The sequence below is a fragment of the Streptomyces sp. JLBT605 genome (assembly GCF_058215555.1).
The window spans coordinates 2,940,138-2,954,782 of record NZ_CM177087.1; the positions used below are offsets into that span (position 1 = coordinate 2,940,138).

13 protein-coding genes are annotated in these 14,645 nt (G+C 72.2%); 3 read left to right on the top strand and 10 right to left on the bottom strand.

From position 1 onward, the window contains the following. Positions 1 to 11 precede the first annotated feature (11 nt). The 3 genes from tilS to dacB form a co-directional block, all read right to left on the bottom strand. On the bottom strand, positions 12 to 1,133 hold the full coding sequence (tilS, locus tag AC4BDD_RS12915) for a tRNA lysidine(34) synthetase TilS (protein WP_490691148.1): 1,122 nt from the start codon (positions 1,131 to 1,133) through the stop codon (positions 12 to 14). A gap of 213 nt (positions 1,134 to 1,346) precedes the next feature. Further along, positions 1,347 to 2,480 carry a zinc-dependent metalloprotease gene (locus AC4BDD_RS12920; protein ID WP_490691149.1) on the bottom strand — a complete coding sequence of 378 codons (1,134 nt, stop codon included), beginning with the start codon at positions 2,478 to 2,480 and terminating at the stop codon, positions 1,347 to 1,349. Between the two features lie 137 nt (positions 2,481 to 2,617). Further along, entirely contained in the window at positions 2,618 to 4,141 is a 1,524-nt protein-coding gene (gene dacB / locus AC4BDD_RS12925; RefSeq protein WP_490691150.1) for a D-alanyl-D-alanine carboxypeptidase/D-alanyl-D-alanine endopeptidase, read from the bottom strand. 86 nt (positions 4,142 to 4,227) lie between these two features. Here dacB and AC4BDD_RS12930 point away from each other — a divergent pair, with 86 nt between their 5' ends. Continuing rightward, positions 4,228 to 4,722 (top strand): inorganic diphosphatase, encoded by a 495-nt coding sequence (locus tag AC4BDD_RS12930; RefSeq protein WP_065961393.1) that lies wholly within the window; start codon positions 4,228 to 4,230, stop codon positions 4,720 to 4,722. 128 nt (positions 4,723 to 4,850) lie between these two features. Here the strand turns inward: AC4BDD_RS12930 and AC4BDD_RS12935 are convergent, their stop codons facing one another. Both AC4BDD_RS12935 and AC4BDD_RS12940 read right to left on the bottom strand, forming a co-directional pair. After that, positions 4,851 to 6,542, bottom strand: coding sequence for a threonine/serine exporter family protein (locus AC4BDD_RS12935; RefSeq protein ID WP_490691151.1), 1,692 nt, complete (start codon positions 6,540 to 6,542; stop codon positions 4,851 to 4,853). Positions 6,543 to 6,769: 227 nt separating this feature from the next. Next, entirely contained in the window at positions 6,770 to 7,486 is a 717-nt protein-coding gene (locus AC4BDD_RS12940) for a DedA family protein (RefSeq protein ID WP_490691152.1), read from the bottom strand. A gap of 240 nt (positions 7,487 to 7,726) precedes the next feature. Here AC4BDD_RS12940 and leuE point away from each other — a divergent pair, with 240 nt between their 5' ends. Further along, positions 7,727 to 8,383: a leucine efflux protein LeuE gene (gene leuE, locus AC4BDD_RS12945; protein ID WP_490691153.1), complete on the top strand. Its 657-nt coding sequence runs from the start codon at positions 7,727 to 7,729 to the stop codon at positions 8,381 to 8,383. A gap of 9 nt (positions 8,384 to 8,392) precedes the next feature. On the opposite strand, the gene AC4BDD_RS12950 is transcribed toward leuE, so the two are convergent. The 5 genes from AC4BDD_RS12950 to AC4BDD_RS12970 form a co-directional block, all read right to left on the bottom strand. Next, positions 8,393 to 8,866: a carboxymuconolactone decarboxylase family protein gene (locus tag AC4BDD_RS12950; protein WP_490691154.1), complete on the bottom strand. Its 474-nt coding sequence runs from the start codon at positions 8,864 to 8,866 to the stop codon at positions 8,393 to 8,395. 87 nt (positions 8,867 to 8,953) lie between these two features. Then, positions 8,954 to 10,378: a hypothetical protein gene (locus tag AC4BDD_RS12955; RefSeq protein WP_490691155.1), complete on the bottom strand. Its 1,425-nt coding sequence runs from the start codon at positions 10,376 to 10,378 to the stop codon at positions 8,954 to 8,956. Between the two features lie 104 nt (positions 10,379 to 10,482). Then, a complete protein-coding gene (locus AC4BDD_RS12960; RefSeq protein ID WP_490691156.1) occupies positions 10,483 to 11,106 on the bottom strand; it encodes a PadR family transcriptional regulator in 624 nt (207 codons plus the stop codon). A 115-nt stretch (positions 11,107 to 11,221) separates the two neighbouring features. Then, positions 11,222 to 12,679 (bottom strand): aldehyde dehydrogenase family protein, encoded by a 1,458-nt coding sequence (locus AC4BDD_RS12965; RefSeq protein WP_490691157.1) that lies wholly within the window; start codon positions 12,677 to 12,679, stop codon positions 11,222 to 11,224. Positions 12,680 to 12,853: 174 nt separating this feature from the next. After that, positions 12,854 to 13,717 carry a Sco1979 family transcriptional regulator gene (locus tag AC4BDD_RS12970; protein WP_490691158.1) on the bottom strand — a complete coding sequence of 288 codons (864 nt, stop codon included), beginning with the start codon at positions 13,715 to 13,717 and terminating at the stop codon, positions 12,854 to 12,856. Positions 13,718 to 14,020: 303 nt separating this feature from the next. On the opposite strand from AC4BDD_RS12970, the gene AC4BDD_RS12975 reads away from it, so the two are divergent. Continuing rightward, positions 14,021 to 14,575 (top strand): ATP-binding protein, encoded by a 555-nt coding sequence (locus AC4BDD_RS12975; protein ID WP_490691159.1) that lies wholly within the window; start codon positions 14,021 to 14,023, stop codon positions 14,573 to 14,575. The last annotated feature ends 70 nt before the right edge of the window (positions 14,576 to 14,645 follow it).

Here is a 14,645-nt window from a genome sequence, read left to right on the forward strand (position 1 = left end):
CTCGGGCGGAATCAGCCCTGCCGGATGACCAGTCTGCCACCCTGCCGCCGGACCTCGACCCGGCCGGGCAGATTGATGGCCCGCTGACCGCGCCAGCCGGTGATCAACCGGTCGACTTCCTCGATGTGCCGGGCGAACAGCGAACCACCCGGCGAGCCCGCCGCGATGGCGGCCCGGCGCAGCACCCGGCGGCGCACCGCGGGCGGCAGGGCGGCCAGCCCCACGGCGTCCAGCTCGATGCCCTCGTCGGCGTCGGCGGCGCGCACCTCGGCCTCGGCGCGGGCGGCCCAGGCGTCCAGCGCGTCGGCGTCGTCCCGGGAGAGCTGTGCGGTCCGGGCCAGGGCCTCGACGACGCCCTTGCCCAGCGCCTTCTCCAGCACCGGCAGCGCTTCGTGGCGGACCCGGGAGCGGGTGTAGGCGGGATCGGTGTTGTGCGGGTCGTCCCAGACCGGCAGCGACTGGGCCAGGCAGGCGCGGCGAGCGGTCTGCCGGTCGAGCCCGAGGAAGGGGCGGCGGTAGCGGCCCAGAGTGCCGGAGACCTGTGCCATGCCGGACAGCGAGCGGGTCCCGGAGCCGCGGGCCAGGCCCAGCAGCACCGTTTCCGCCTGGTCGTCGCGGGTGTGGCCGAGCAGCACCGCCGCGGCGCCGTGGCGCTCGGCGGCGTCGTCGAGGGCGGCGTACCGCGCGTCGCGGGCGGCGGCTTCCGGTCCGCCGTCCCGGCCGACCCGCACGGCGATGGATTCGACCGGGTCGAGCCCGAGGATTCGGAGGCGGTCCGCGACCTCGGCGGCACGCAGGTCGGACCCGGGCTGGAGGCCGTGGTCGACGGTGACGGCGCCGGCGCGGACGCCGAGCTTGGGGGCTTCGAAGGCGAGGGCGGAGGCGAGCGCCATGGAGTCGGCGCCGCCGGAGCAGGCGACCAGCACCAGCGGCCGGCCGGGCCCGGGGTCGGTGATGCTCATGGCGCCGCGGATCGCCACGGAGGCGGCCTGTGCGGTGGCGGAGTGCGGCGCGGCGGACTGCTCCGCGGCGGACTGCACCGCGGCTGTCGCCGCCGGATGGTCGATCAGTACGTCGTGGAGAACGCGGCGGACCGCCAGGCGTATCGCGGCGACCGCAGGATGGGGACCCATGTCCGTATCCCATCTGTCAATCGAGGGGCTGCCTCGGAGGGGGGGGTGCCTCGGGGGCCGTACAAGCTCTTGTCGCACCGAGACTCGTCACGCTGAGTACGTCGATGGTGACAGAACCGAGCCTTTCCCCGAGCATCGCACGCCTACCCGTCGCCCACGGTCCCTCGGACGAGTGATTACGGGGGCGTTCACCTGCCGCAGGCGGTGCCCGCGCTATGCCTCGGTCGTCCCGTGCACCCGCGCGACCCAGTCCGAGGGTTTGTGAATCTCGGCCTTGGTCGGCAGCGTGTTCGGAGAGGTCCATACCCGGTTGAACCCGTCCATACCGACCTGTCCGGCCACGGCCCGCACGAACCGTTCTCCATCACGGTACTGGCGGAGCTTCGCGTCCAGCCCGAGCAGCCTGCGCAGCGCCTGGTCCAGCCGCCCGGCGCCGCTCGCCCGGCGCCGCTGGAACTTCTCCCGGATCTCCGCCACGGAAGGCACCACCTGCGGCCCGACGCCGTCCATCACGTAGTCCGCGTGCCCCTCCAGCAGCGACATCACCGCGGTGAGCCGGCTGAGGATCTCCCGCTGGGCTGGCGTCTGGACCAGCTCGACGATGCTCCGCCCGCGGGCCCGGTCCTCCTCGCCCTCCGCGCGGCCGCCGGTGAGCGACTGGGCCGCCTCGCGGAAGCGCTCCAGCAAGGTGGCCGGGTCCACCTCGGTCTCGCCGAGGAAGGCCTGGATCTCCGACTCGATGTGGTCGCGCAGCCAGGGCACGGCGGAGAACTGCGTGCGGTGCGTCTCCTCGTGCAGGCACACCCACAGCCGGAAGTCGTGCGGCTTCACGTCCAGCTCGCGCTCCACGTGGACGATGTTCGGCGCGACCAGCAGCAGCCGGCCGCCGCCGGAGGACGCGCCGGGCAGCTCGCGCGTCACCGGCGCGAAGGTCTCGAACTGGCCCAGCACCCGGGAGGCGAGGAAGGACAGCAGCATGCCCAGCTCCACGCCGGTCACCTTGCCGCCGACCGCGTTCAGCACCGACCCGCCGGGGGTGCCGCCGCGCCGCTCCTCCATCTTGGCGAGCAGCGGCCGCAGGATCTCCCGGAAGCCGGCGACGTTCGCCTTGACCCAGCCCGCCCGGTCCACCACCAGCACCGGGGTGTCGGATGCGGCACCACCGGCCGGGGCCATCCGGGTGAAGGCACGGACATGCTCCTCGGACGACTTGGCGTGCCGGCGCAGCTCGGCGACGACCGTCCGCGCCTCGTCCCGGCTCACCTCCGGCCCCGGACGCACCAGCCGGGTCGCGGTCGCCACCGCGAGATTCCAGTCGACCATCTCGGCACCACCGATGCTCGTCATGGCTTCACGGTACGTGGCGTGGGCGGTGGGCGGGAGCGGGTGCCTTATCCGGGGCTGGGCCCCGGGCCCTGGTCCTCAAGCACCGGACGGGCTGGATTTTCCAGCCCGTCCGGTGCTTGAGGACAAGACCCCGCCCGTCAGCGGCAGCCGCAGTTGGCGACTGTGGAGGCCAGGCGGTCCAGCGCGTGCTGCGCGCCCACCGCGTCCGTGGTGCCGGTGGTCATGAAGGCGAAGACCAGCAGCCGGCCGTCCGCGTCCACCACCGTGCCGGCCAGGGTGTTGACCCCGGTCAGCGTGCCGGTCTTGGCCCGGACCGCGCCGCGGCCCGCCGCGTCCTGGGCGTACCGGCCGCGCAGGGTCCCGGTGAAGCCCGCCACGGGCAGGCCGGTGAGCACCGAGCGCAGCTGGGGGTGTTCCCGGTCCGCGGCCCGCACCAGCACCTGGGCGAGCAGCGAGGCGGAGACCCGGTCGGCGCGGTCCAGCCCGCTGCCGTCCGCGATCCGCGCCCCGGCCAGCGGCAGGCCGAGCGCCTTCAGCCGGTCGGAGACGGCCCGGGAGGCGCCGCTGAAGCTCGCCGGGCGGTGCCCGGCCAGCGCGGTCTGCCGGGCCAGCGCCTCGGCGATGTCGTTGTCGCTGGTGGTCAGCATCCGTTCGACCAGCTCGGACAGCGGCTGCGAGCGCACGGTGGCGAGCGCCGCGGCGTCCTTGCCGGCCTTGGCCCGGCGCGGCTCGCCCTTGATGCCGATCCCCCGGTCGCGGAGCATCCCGGCGAAGCCGCGGGCCGCGTCACCGGCCGGGTCGGCGGTCCGTGGGGCGGGGCCGTGGTCGCTGTCGTCCAGGCGCCCCTCGTCCACCATCAGCGGCGTCACCGGCGAGATGTTCTCGTTCGGCCCGATCGGGTGCAGGCCGGGGCCGGTGTAGAGCGAGGTGTCGTAGTCGAGGGAGACCCGGCTGGTGCCGCGCCGCTTCAGGGCGCGGGCGGTGGCGTCGGCCAGTTCGCGCAGGCTCGCGGGGTGGTCCTCGCCCTTGACCGGGCGGGCGGTCAGCGTCGGGTCACCGCCGCCGACCAGCACGATCCGGTCCTTGGCGCCCTTGCCGCCGTCCACCACGCGGGTGGCCAGCCGGTGTTCGGGGCCCAGCGCGGAGAGCACGGCGACGCCGGTGGCCAGCTTGATCACCGAGGCGGGGGTGGCGTCCTCGTCCGCCTTGGCGCCGTACAGCTGCCGGCCGCCGGTCGCGTCGACGACAGACGCGGTACGCACCGGGCCCAGCGCCGGATCGTCCAGCAGCGGCTCCAGGGCCTCGGCCAGGCCCTGCCGGGTGGGAGGCGGCACCGCGCCCTGGCCGCCGGCCGGGGCCGGGTCCTGGGCGTGCGTGCCGAGCGTGGCCAGCACCGGAGCGGCGACCGGCGCGGGCTGCGGCCCGGCGTGATGCTCGCCACCCGTATGCCGCTGCTGGGCCGCGCGGGCGCGCTCGGCCTTACGCTGGCCGGTGTCCCACGGTCCGGCCGCGAACACCGCCGCGGTCGCGACCGCCACGCCCACGGCACCCGACACGGCGGACAGCCGCCATGTCTGCCGCTGCGTCGGAGTGGCCTGCCGCCACCAGGTCCGCCACCGGCTCTGCTCCCACCTGACCTGCCACGATCTGGTCTCGGGCACCTTCGACCAGCCCCTTTCGCCACCACACACCTGCGTGGGGGACACTTAATCACCAGACGTATGTGTTGATCATGGAGGAGTCTCCCGTGGAGTTCGACGTCACCATCGAGATCCCGAAGGGTTCGCGGAACAAGTACGAGGTGGACCACGAGACCGGTCGGATCCGCCTGGACCGTCGACTCTTCACTTCGACCAGCTACCCGGCCGACTACGGCTTCGTCGAGAACACCCTCGGCGAGGACGGCGACCCGCTGGACGCGCTCGTCATCCTCGATGAGCCGACCTTCCCGGGCTGCCTGATCAAGTGCCGTGCGATCGGCATGTTCCGGATGACGGACGAGGCGGGCGGCGACGACAAGCTGCTGTGCGTGCCGGCCTCCGACCCCCGGGTGGAGCACCTGCGCGACATCCACCACGTGTCCGAGTTCGACCGCCTGGAGATCCAGCACTTCTTCGAGGTCTACAAGGACCTGGAGCCGGGCAAGTCGGTCGAGGGCGCCAACTGGGTCGGCCGCGCCGAGGCCGAGGCCGAGGTCGAGGCGTCCATCAAGCGTCTGGAGGCGGCGGGCGGCGCCCACTGAGGCGACCGGTCCGACCGGCTTTTCGAGTGACCCGTCCGGCGGGGCGGGGCATCCGCGCGATGCCCCGCCCCGCCGTTCCCGTTCCCGGCCGCACCACCGAACGCGGGCGGCGGAGGGCGGGCTGGTGGCTAGAAGCCGCGGGTGCGCTTGGCCGCGCGGCGGGCCGTGTCCGTCTGCGGCCCCGGCACCTTGAGGAAGAGCCGCGCCACCTCGCCACCGAGATTCACCCCGATGGCGATGGCCAGCGCCAGCGCCGCCGCCTGCGTCAGATGGGCGATGCCCCGGTCCATCTCGTTCTGGGCGAGTGAGAGCAGCCCGAAGTAGGTGGCGCTACCCGGCAGCAGCGGCCCGATCGCCGCGGTGACGTACGGCAGCGCGGACGCATAGCGGTAGCGGGACAGCAGCTGGCCGAAGAGGCCGACCAGCCCGGCGGCCACGGCCGTCGCCGGCACCGCCGGGACCCCCGCGGTGTCGTGCAGCGCGCCGTAGATCACCCATGCGACGCCGCCGTTGAGCGCCGCGAACAGCACGGTGTGACGTTCCTGCTGGAGCAGTACGCAGAAGGCCAGCGCCAGCACCATCGCCGAGAGGGTCTGGATGACCGGCCGCTCGACATGGCGCAGCGCCACCTCCGGATTGAGCTTGGCACCCAGTTGCAGACCGCCGTAGAGCACGGTCAGCACCCCGCAGACGATGCCCACGATCAGATAGCCGACCTCCAGCAGCCGGGCCGAGGCGGTGATGTAGTAGCCGGTCAGACCGTCCTGGACACCCGCGACCAGGGCTCTTCCCGGGATCAGGGCGAAGAGTCCACCGGTGATCACCGCGGACGCCTGGAGCCCGGCGTGGGCCAGGCTGAGCGCGACCCCCATCGCGGCGGGCGGCATCGCGGCGGCCACGAACTGGTAGAACTCCGGCAGCCCGCGCCCGGACGCCAGCCAGGCCAGCCGGTCGCCGAGCATCGCGCCGGCCGCCGCCGCGAAGAAGACCGGCCAGTCACCGCCGACCAGCATGCTCGCCGCGCCCGCCAGCACCCCGGCGGCCACCGTCAGCGCCCAGCCGGGGTACGGGTGGCGGTTACGGCGGATCTCGGCCAGCCGCCGGTACGCCTCCTCCAGCGTCACCTCCGCCGAGGTGATGTCGTGGACCAGCCGGAAGACCGCCGACAGCCGGGTGTAGTCGGTGCCCCGGCGGCGTACGGTGCGGCTGGCGGTCACCGGGTCGTCGACGAGCGAGGGCTGGTACGAGACCGACAGCAGCGTGAAGGTGACGGTGGGCTCGCAGCGGTCCAGCCCGTAGGCGTGCGCCACGCCGAACATCGCCGCCTCGACGTCCTCGGCGCCCTCGCCACCGGCCAGCAGCAGCTCGCCGATGCGCAGCGTGAGGTCGAGCACGCGCGGCACGGCGGGGCCGGCCTCGTCGTGCCGCTCCACGCGCTCGGGCGCCGGCCGCTCCCCGATCGGCATGCGCAGCATGGTGCGCATCCGGTCCTGCCAGGGGCCGGTGGTCATCGGGGGGACCTTGGTGAGCTGGGCGGCCGGGACGCCGTGCGCCGGGGTGAGAGCGGCGTCGGAGCTGGTGACCACCCCGGGCGGGGTGACGAAGGCGGAGCCCTCCGGTCCGTGCGCGGGGTCGGTGGTCAGCCCGTCGGGGACGGCGAACTCCGAGGTCGGGTGCTCGTCCTCGGGGATGGGCGGCAGAGGCACGCCCAGCGGCGGGGTGAAGGCGCTGTGCGCCTCGTCCGACTGCGGCTTGCGGTCTTCCGGAACGTCCAGCTCCGGTGCCCGCTCAGCATGCCGCCGATGCTGCCGATCCGACACGTCGCTCCTCGTTGCCTCCCGCTGGACACAGCAACCATGCACGATCGAGGCCCGCTGTGCCCAACCGGTCCGGGTATCAGCCTTCCCACTGATCGCAGCCTGCCCAGCAGGCCGCACGGGACACGGGCCCTTCCCGGAGAAAGCCGAGGGCGCCCCCGCACGGGGGGCGCCCTCGAAACGATCAGGCCGGCTCCGGCCGGTCACCCGCGGCCGGGCGGCTCGGCCGATCAGCGCTTGGCGTGCCGGCCCCGCGCCACCGGCGGCTGCTGGGCGCTGCTTCCGGCGGCCCCCGCCGGACCGCTCCCACCCGCCGCCACGGCCTTCTTCGCCTGGCTGCGGGCGCGCAGGAACTCGATCACGATCGGGATCACCGACAGCAGCACGATGCCGATCAGCATCGCCTCGATGTTGTTCCGGACGACGTCGCTCTTGCCGAGCCAGGCGCCGAGCAGCGTCACGCCCGCGCCCCACAGCACGCCGCCGACCACGTTGAAGGTGATGAAGGAGCGGTAGTTCATCCGGCTCACGCCCGCGATGATCGGCGTGAACGTCCGCACGATCGGCACGAAGCGGGCCAGGACCAGCGACTTCGGACCGTACTTCTCGAAGAACTCGTGGGCCTTCTCGACGTTCTCCTGCTTGAAGAGCTTGGAGTCCGGGCGGCGGAAGAGCGCCGGGCCCACCTTCCGGCCGAAGAGGTAACCGACCTGGTCGCCGGCGATCGCCGCCGCCACGATGCCCAGGCACATCAGCCACAGGTCCTGCGTGATCACTCCGGTGGTGACCAGCAGCCCGGTGGTGAACAGCAGCGCGTCACCCGGCAGGAAGAAGCCGATGAGCAGCCCTGACTCGGCGAAGACGATCGCCATCACGCCCCACGGGCCGAAGGTGTCGATCAGCTGGTTCGGTTCCAGCCAGCTGGGGCCGAGCGCGAGAGTGGTCACGGGTGACAGGCTCCTGGGTCGAGGGGTGCAGGCTCTGTGCGAGGCCCGGCCGCAGGTGGATGGACGGACATGGCTGCCATGGTGGCAGCGTGCCGCCCAAAGCTATCAACGTCGCGTGCGGACCCTCGGTTCCCTGCCGGCCCCGGAGCCCAGCGCCCCCATGCCACCAGCGGCGCGAGTCGCCCGTCCACATGCCGGAAATCCCCGACGGGCCCGGAGGGCGGCTGCCATCCTGCGGGCATGCTGGGGATAACCGATCTTCCTACCTATCTGGCCGGTCTCGCCCTGATCATCCTGCTGCCGGGGCCGAACTCGCTGTACGTGGTCTCGGTCGCGGCCCGCCGTGGGGCCCGCACCGCCTACGGCGCCGCGCTGGGCGTGCTGTGCGGCGACGCGGTGCTGATGACGCTCTCGGCCGGCGGGGTGGCCTCGCTGCTCACGGCCAGCCCGGTGCTGTTCTCGGTGGTGAAGTTCGCCGGCGCGGGCTATCTGACCTGGCTCGCGGTGGGCATGCTCCGCGGGGCGTGGTCGCTGTGGCGCGGCCGGCAGGCCCGCGCGGCGTCCTCCGGCGCCACAGCGGCCGAGGAGGCGGTGGAGCGCCCCTTCCGCCGGGCCCTGGTGATCAGCCTGCTGAACCCCAAGGCCATCCTCTTCTTCATCTCGTTCTTCGTGCAGTTCGTGGATCCGGATTACGCGCATCCGGCCCTGTCGTTCGTGGTGCTGGGCGCCTGGGCGCAGCTGTTCAGCTTCACCTATCTGACGATCCTGATCTTCAGCGGATCGTTCCTCGCCGCGACCTTCCGCCGTCGCAAGCGGCTGACGGCCGGCCTGTCCGCCGTGGCGGGCACCGCCTTCCTCGGCTTCGCGGCGAAGCTCTCGCTCAGCAGCGCGGGCTAGGGGGTTCCGTCACCCCCACTGGCCGGGCTGGTAGTCGCCCGCAGGCTGCTGAGTGATGACGTTCATGCGGTTGTAGGCGTTGATGAGGGCGATGAGGGACACCAGTGCGGCCAGCTGGTCCTCGTCGTAGTGCTTGGCGGCATTCGCCCAGACCTCGTCACTGACACCACTGGCGGCGTCGGCGATGCGGCTGCCCTCCTCGGTCAGCTCCAGGGCGGCCCGCTCGGCCTCGGTGAAGACCTTGGCCTCCCGCCAGGCCGCGACCAGGTTGAGGCGCACCGAGGTCTCCCCGGCGTGCGCGGCGTCCTTGGAGTGCATGTCGGTGCAGAAGCCGCAGCCGTTGATCTGGCTGGCCCGGAGCAGCACCAGGTTCTGCGTCGCGGCCGGCAGCGTCGAGTCCGAGATGACCTTGCCCGCCGAGTTGATGTACCTCTGGAACTTGGCCGCGACCGGGTTGCCGTAGTAGTTGAAGCGGGCTTCCATGGTGATCTCCTTGCCGTGTGCGGTGTTACACCTGGCTGACGGATCACGCCGACACGATGTGACAGCCCGACGCTTGTGACGCGCGTCTCAGCCGGCCTTCGGGGCGACCAGCAGCTCGGCCCGGCGCCGCACGGCCGCCACCGCGCCCGGCCTACGGCCCGGCACCCGGGTGCGGAGTTCGATCAGCGTGGGGGCCAGCGCGACCGCCCGTACCGGGTCCTGGATCTGCTGCCACTGGTGGTGCGCCCGGTCCGCGGCGCCCTCCACGTCCGGATGGCTCGGGGACTCCTGGTTGCCCAGCCGGATACGGGCCGCCGCCATCCACAACTCGCAGGCCCGGGCCGGATCGTCGGCGAGCCGGGACAGATCCGCCCGCACCTCCAGCCAGTGGATGGTCTCGGGCGAGCTGGGCCCGGTGGCGCGCATCGCTTCCTGCTCCCAGGCCGCCGCCATCGCCGCGGCCTCGCTGTGCCGCCCAGCCCGCGCGGCCTCCAGGATGGCCGCGTGCGGATCGGGCATCGAAACACTCGCCGCCGGAGCAGCGGTTGCCGCGACAGGCGGCGCGAAGGCCGGAGGGGGCACGACGGCCGAAGGGGGCGTACCGGGGCGCTCCCCGCAGAAGGCGCGGCTGTCGTCGGCCCACCCTGCGAACGGAGCAGTCGCCGCGCCGCACGAGGAGACGTCCCGGTTCGCACCCGACCCGCCCACCGGCAGCTCCGGCGCGGGCGACGCTGGCGCGCTCGCCGGTATCGGAGGCTGCCCGGTGCGGGGCGATATCGATGGAAGGCCCCCGGCAACGCCATCCGCCGGCAGAGACGGCTCACCCCGCTCCACCCCACCCAGCAGCAGCTCCGCGCCACCGCCCAGCCCCGCCTCCAGCGCGGCCCGCTCATGCAGCGCCCCCAACGGCGGACGCTCCCCCGCCCCCCGCAACAGCGCCGCGAACGCCCGGCTGTAGAGCGGCACCGCGAGCTGCCGCTTGGGCGGCACCGGGGCGACCACGCCGTAGAGCGTCAGCCCGGCCGCCAGATGGTGCGCCGCCGAGGAGCCGTACTCGGCCAGCAGCGGCCACACCGTCCCGTCGGCCACCAGGTCGACGACGAGGGTGGTGCTGCCCGGCGGGCGGTGGCCCAGCTCGGCGGCGAGCCAGTGCCAGGGCAGTGCGCTGTAGCGGACGGTACGGGGCGCGGTGCGGGCCAGCGCCAGGTGCGGCAGGCGCTGCTTGGTGTCGAGGGTGAGCTGGCCCGCGAGGTAGACCAGCACCGGGCCCCGGTGGGCGGCGGCGGTCCGCAGATGGGTGAGCACGGTCTGCGGGTCGGCCGGATCCACCAGTTGCACCACGCTGGCCCCGCTGGGGGTGCCGACCAGTACGGCCGGTGACACCGCGGCGAGCGCGGGCAGCGCCGCCCCGGAGTCCATCACCCGCTGCTTGCCCTGCTTCCCACCCGGCTCGGCGGCGATGAGCAGGGCGTAGCCGGGCTCGCCTGCCGTTTCCGCCCGTTCGATCGCCATACGAGCACGGTAGCCGGTGCGACGCGGCAACGCTGCCGACCTGGCATCCGCGCTACGCGGCAACGGCGTTGGCGGAGCAACGGGGTTGAACGTAAGACGTCGAGTCAGCGGTCCGCCCCGTACGGGTTCTCCGCTCCCTCCGGCAGGACGTCCACCGAACGCTCCCCCTCCCCCGCCATCACGTACGCCCCCGCCTCCAGGCGCTCGATCAGCCCGCGGGTCCACTCGGCGCCGCTGCCGGAGGTGTGCAGCCAGAGCTTCATCACCTCGCCGATGTGGCCCCACGCCTCGGGGGTGTCGGCGGGCGGCGACCAGTGCTGGGCGATCTCCGCCCGCCACTGCTCCAGCGCCGTCACCCGCTGCCTGAGCAGCGAGATCGCCTCCTCGCGCGGCAGGTCGACGATGAAGCCGACCCCCGCGGTCAGCTCGTCGATCTTCTGGTCGTGCCGCAGCAGCGAGGCGCGCAGCAGCCGGAAGTACTCCGCCTCGCCCTCCTCGGTGAGCTCGTACTCGGTCCGCGGCGGCCCACCGGCCGTGCTGGGCGCGACGTCGTGGGCGATCATCAGGCCCTGCTTGGCCATCTGCTTGAGGGCGTGGTAGATCGATCCGGGCTTGGCGTTGGACCACTCATGGGCGCCCCAGTACTCCAGGTCGTTGCGGACCTGGTAGCCGTGTGCCCGCCCGTGCTGGCGGACGGCCCCCAGCACCAGCAGCCGGATCGCTGACATCGTCTCCCCGTTCCGCCCGTCCTTCCGCCGGACGTAACCGCCCAGCCCTGCGCTGCCGCCCAGATTAGGGGTACCCCGCCGGCCACCGCGCGGCGCCCGACCCACCGGACACCCCCTAGAACGGGAACTGGCTCCGGCCGTGCTGGATGGAGATCCACTTCGTCGTGGTGAAGCTCTCCACCATCGACTCGCCGTTCAGCCGGCCCACGCCCGAGTGCTTCTCCCCGCCGAACGGCACGATCGGCTCGTCGTGCACGGTGCTGTCATTGACGTGGAACATGCCGGTGGTGATGCGCTGCGCGAACCGGACACCGCGCTCCACGCTGCCGCTGTGCACGGCGCCGCTGAGCCCGTACGGCGTGGCGTTGGCGATCCGGACGGCCTCCTCGTCGCCGTCGAACGGCACCAGCAGCACCACCGGCCCGAAGATCTCCTGCCGCAGCACCGGGGAGTCCTCGGCGACACCGGTCAGCACGGTGGGGCCGACCAGCGCTCCCTGGGCGCGGCCGCGGAGCAGCGGGGTGGCGCCCTCGGCGATCGTCTGGTCGACCAGGGCCGTGACGGTCTCGGCCTGGACCTCGTTGATCAGCGGACCTATGTGGGTGGCCGACTCGCTCGGGTCGCCGACCGTCAGCGAGCGGACCTTCGCCACGAACTTCTCGGTGAACTCCTGCTCCACCGCACGGTCCACCAGCACCCGGTTGGCCGCCATGCACACCTGGCCCTGGTGCACGAAGCGGCTGAACACCGCGGCGTCGACCGCGTAGTCGAGGTCGGCGTCGTCCAGGACGACCAGCGCGCTGTTGCCGCCCAGCTCCAGGATGGTGCGCTTGAAGTGCGAGGCGGCGACGGTCGCGACATGGCGGCCGACCTTGTCCGAGCCGGTGAACGATATGACCTTGGGCACCGGGTGCTCGATGAGCGCGTCCCCGATCTCGGCGATGTCGGTCACCACGACATTGAGCAGGCCGGCCGGCAGCCCGGCCTCCTCCAGGACCTTCGCCACCAGCCCGCCGCCGCAGATCGGAGTGTTCTGGTGGGGCTTGAGGACCACCGCGTTGCCCAGCGCGAGCGCCGGGGCCACCGACTTGATCGACAGCAGGAAGGGGAAGTTGAAGGGGCTGATCACGCCGACCACGCCGACCGGCACCCGGTAGAGGCGGTTCTCCTTGCCGTCGACCGGCGAGGGGATGATGCGCCCCTCGGGCCGCAGCGCGAGCTGAATCGCCTCACGCAGGAATTCCTTGGTGAGATGGAGTTCGAAGGCCGCCTTGAGCAGCGTGCCGCCGACTTCGGCGACGATCGCCTCCGTCAGCTCCTTCTCCCGGTCCTCCACAATGCGCAGCGCCCGCTCGAAAACCAGCCGCCGGGTGTAGGGATTGGTACTGCCCCATTCCGGCTGCGCCCGCTCGGCGGCCCGGTAAGCCTGGTCGATCTCGTCGACCGTGGCCACGGTGATGGAGGCGAGCTTCTCCCCGTTGTACGGGTTGAAGTCGACAATGTCCCAGGAGCCGCTCCCGGGCCGCCACTCGCCGTCGATGTACTGAAACGCCAGCTCGGAGAAGTAGGACATGCCATCCCTGTCTGCCTCGGCGGGGTACCGGACACCCGCGCGTCAGTCGGGCCCTGAACGCACGCCATCGTACTTATGTATCAAGCGAGTTGGGCGTCAACCGGATGACTCGGCGGACGACTTCAGCGGCGCGACTCGGCGGACGACTTCCCTCGACCCACTCGGCGTGCGACTTCAGTGGAGCTGCGCCAGCCGCCGGATGAGATCGCGGCTCTTCGCGGGCGACAGGCTTGTCGCGGCCAGCCGGTCCAGCACGCGCTGGTACTGCGCCACCTCGTCACGCTTGTCGAGATAGAGCGCGCTGGTGAGCTGTTCCAGGTAGGCAATATCCGGAAGGTCTGATTCAGGAAAGCGCAGCAGGGTGAAAGCGCCGCTCTCCGCCGCGTGCCCGCCGAACGCGAAAGGCATCACCTGGAGCGTCACATTGGCCTGCTCGGAGATGGAGATCAGGTGCTGGAGCTGGGCGCGCATCGCCTGCGGTCCGCCGTACGGGCGGTGCAGCGCCGCCTCGTCCAGCACCACATGGAATTCCGGCGCCCGTTCGGAGACGAGGAGTTTCTGCCGCTCCAGCCGGAGCGCCACCCGCCGGTCGACCTCCGCGTCGCACGCCTGCGGCTGGCCACTGGTGACGACGGCGTGCGCATACGCCTCGGTCTGCAGCAGGCCGTGCACGAACTGCACCTCGTAGCAGGCGATGTGCGAGGCCGCGCCCTCCAGCCCGACGTACGTCTGGAACCAGCCCGGCAGCACATCGCCATAGGAGTGCCACCAGCCCGCCACATTGGCCTCGCGGGCGAGTCCGAGCAGCGCGGCGCGCTCCGCTTCGTCGGTGACTCCGTAGAGCGTGAGCAGGTCCTCGATGTCGCGCGCCTTGAAGCTCACCCTGCCCAACTCCATGCGACTGATCTTGGATTCGGACGCCCGGATCGAATAGCCGGCTGCCTCGCGCGTGATGCCGCGGGACTCGCGTAGCCGCCTGAGCTGGGAGCCCAGGAGAATACGGCGCACCACCGAACCGCTCGACTCACCTGCGGTCATTTCCGTGACCCTCCCTGTACGGAACGCACCCTTCCTGGGGCGACCCCCGTGAACCCCTGGCGGGGAAGTCTGCCACTTTCGGGCTCCGCGCTGTGCACAAGTCGTTACGGAGGCGGGATACGTACGCAAGTGGGCGTAGGAAGAATCATGCGCGAATCACAGCAGGGGTGATCAAATCGTCCCGTGCACGTGCATCTGCCCTTGCATCTGCCTTGCGCATTCGGAACGATGGTCCTCGCGCACGTGCAAGCTCGTACGGGGATCCAGCCAGGATCACGTGGCAACCAATGCAGGAGTGCTCGCATGGGGACGAACGGCTCGACCATGCTGGAGCCTTTGTGGCGAGGGCTTCCGCCAGTCGACCCCTCGGCCGTCTCCGCGACCGCCTCCTGTGCGCTCCCGGGTCGATTCGAAGCGGTCAAAGGCGCCCGGCAGTTCGCCGGCACCACACTCAAGCAGTGGGATCTGCCCGAGCTTTTCGACGATGTCGCGCTCGTCGTCTCCGAACTCGTCACCAATGCCCTGCGGCACGGGCTGCCGCCCGGCCTGGCCGCCGCACCCACCGATGCGCCCGCCAAAGCGCCCACCGATGCGCCCGCCGGGGCGGCGACGGCCGGTCCGGCGGGCACGGAATCACAGGTCCGGTTGCATCTGATGCGCTGGGCCTCGCTTCTGGTGTGCGCGGTCCGCGACCCCAGCGAGGAGAGCCCGGTGGCCGGGGAGGCGGACTCCTGCGAGGAGTCGGGCCGCGGGCTCTGCCTCGTGGAGTTCGTCAGCGACGACTGGGGCTGGCATCCGCTCGCCGGCACCCTGCGCGGCAAGGTGGTCTGGGCGCTCTTCCGGCTGCCCCAAGCCTGACCACGCCGCGCAGTGGGCCGCGGCGGGCGGGGCGGCAGCCGACCACCGGAAAGGACACGGACGGGACGGC

Bases quoted from the DNA above. Each gene is read 5' to 3' on its own strand.
- AC4BDD_RS12955 (WP_490691155.1), bottom strand. From the start codon at position 10,378: ATGGCGATCGAACGGGCGGAAACGGCAGGCGAGCCCGGCTACGCCCTG.
- AC4BDD_RS12920 (WP_490691149.1), bottom strand. From the start codon at position 2,480: ATGACGAGCATCGGTGGTGCCGAGATGGTCGACTGGAATCTCGCGGTG.
- leuE (WP_490691153.1), top strand. From the start codon at position 7,727: ATGCTGGGGATAACCGATCTTCCTACCTATCTGGCCGGTCTCGCCCTG.
- AC4BDD_RS12975 (WP_490691159.1), top strand. From the start codon at position 14,021: ATGGGGACGAACGGCTCGACCATGCTGGAGCCTTTGTGGCGAGGGCTT.
- AC4BDD_RS12970 (WP_490691158.1), bottom strand. From the start codon at position 13,717: ATGACCGCAGGTGAGTCGAGCGGTTCGGTGGTGCGCCGTATTCTCCTG.
- tilS (WP_490691148.1), bottom strand. From the start codon at position 1,133: ATGGGTCCCCATCCTGCGGTCGCCGCGATACGCCTGGCGGTCCGCCGC.
- AC4BDD_RS12960 (WP_490691156.1), bottom strand. From the start codon at position 11,106: ATGTCAGCGATCCGGCTGCTGGTGCTGGGGGCCGTCCGCCAGCACGGG.
- AC4BDD_RS12950 (WP_490691154.1), bottom strand. From the start codon at position 8,866: ATGGAAGCCCGCTTCAACTACTACGGCAACCCGGTCGCGGCCAAGTTC.
- AC4BDD_RS12965 (WP_490691157.1), bottom strand. From the start codon at position 12,679: ATGTCCTACTTCTCCGAGCTGGCGTTTCAGTACATCGACGGCGAGTGG.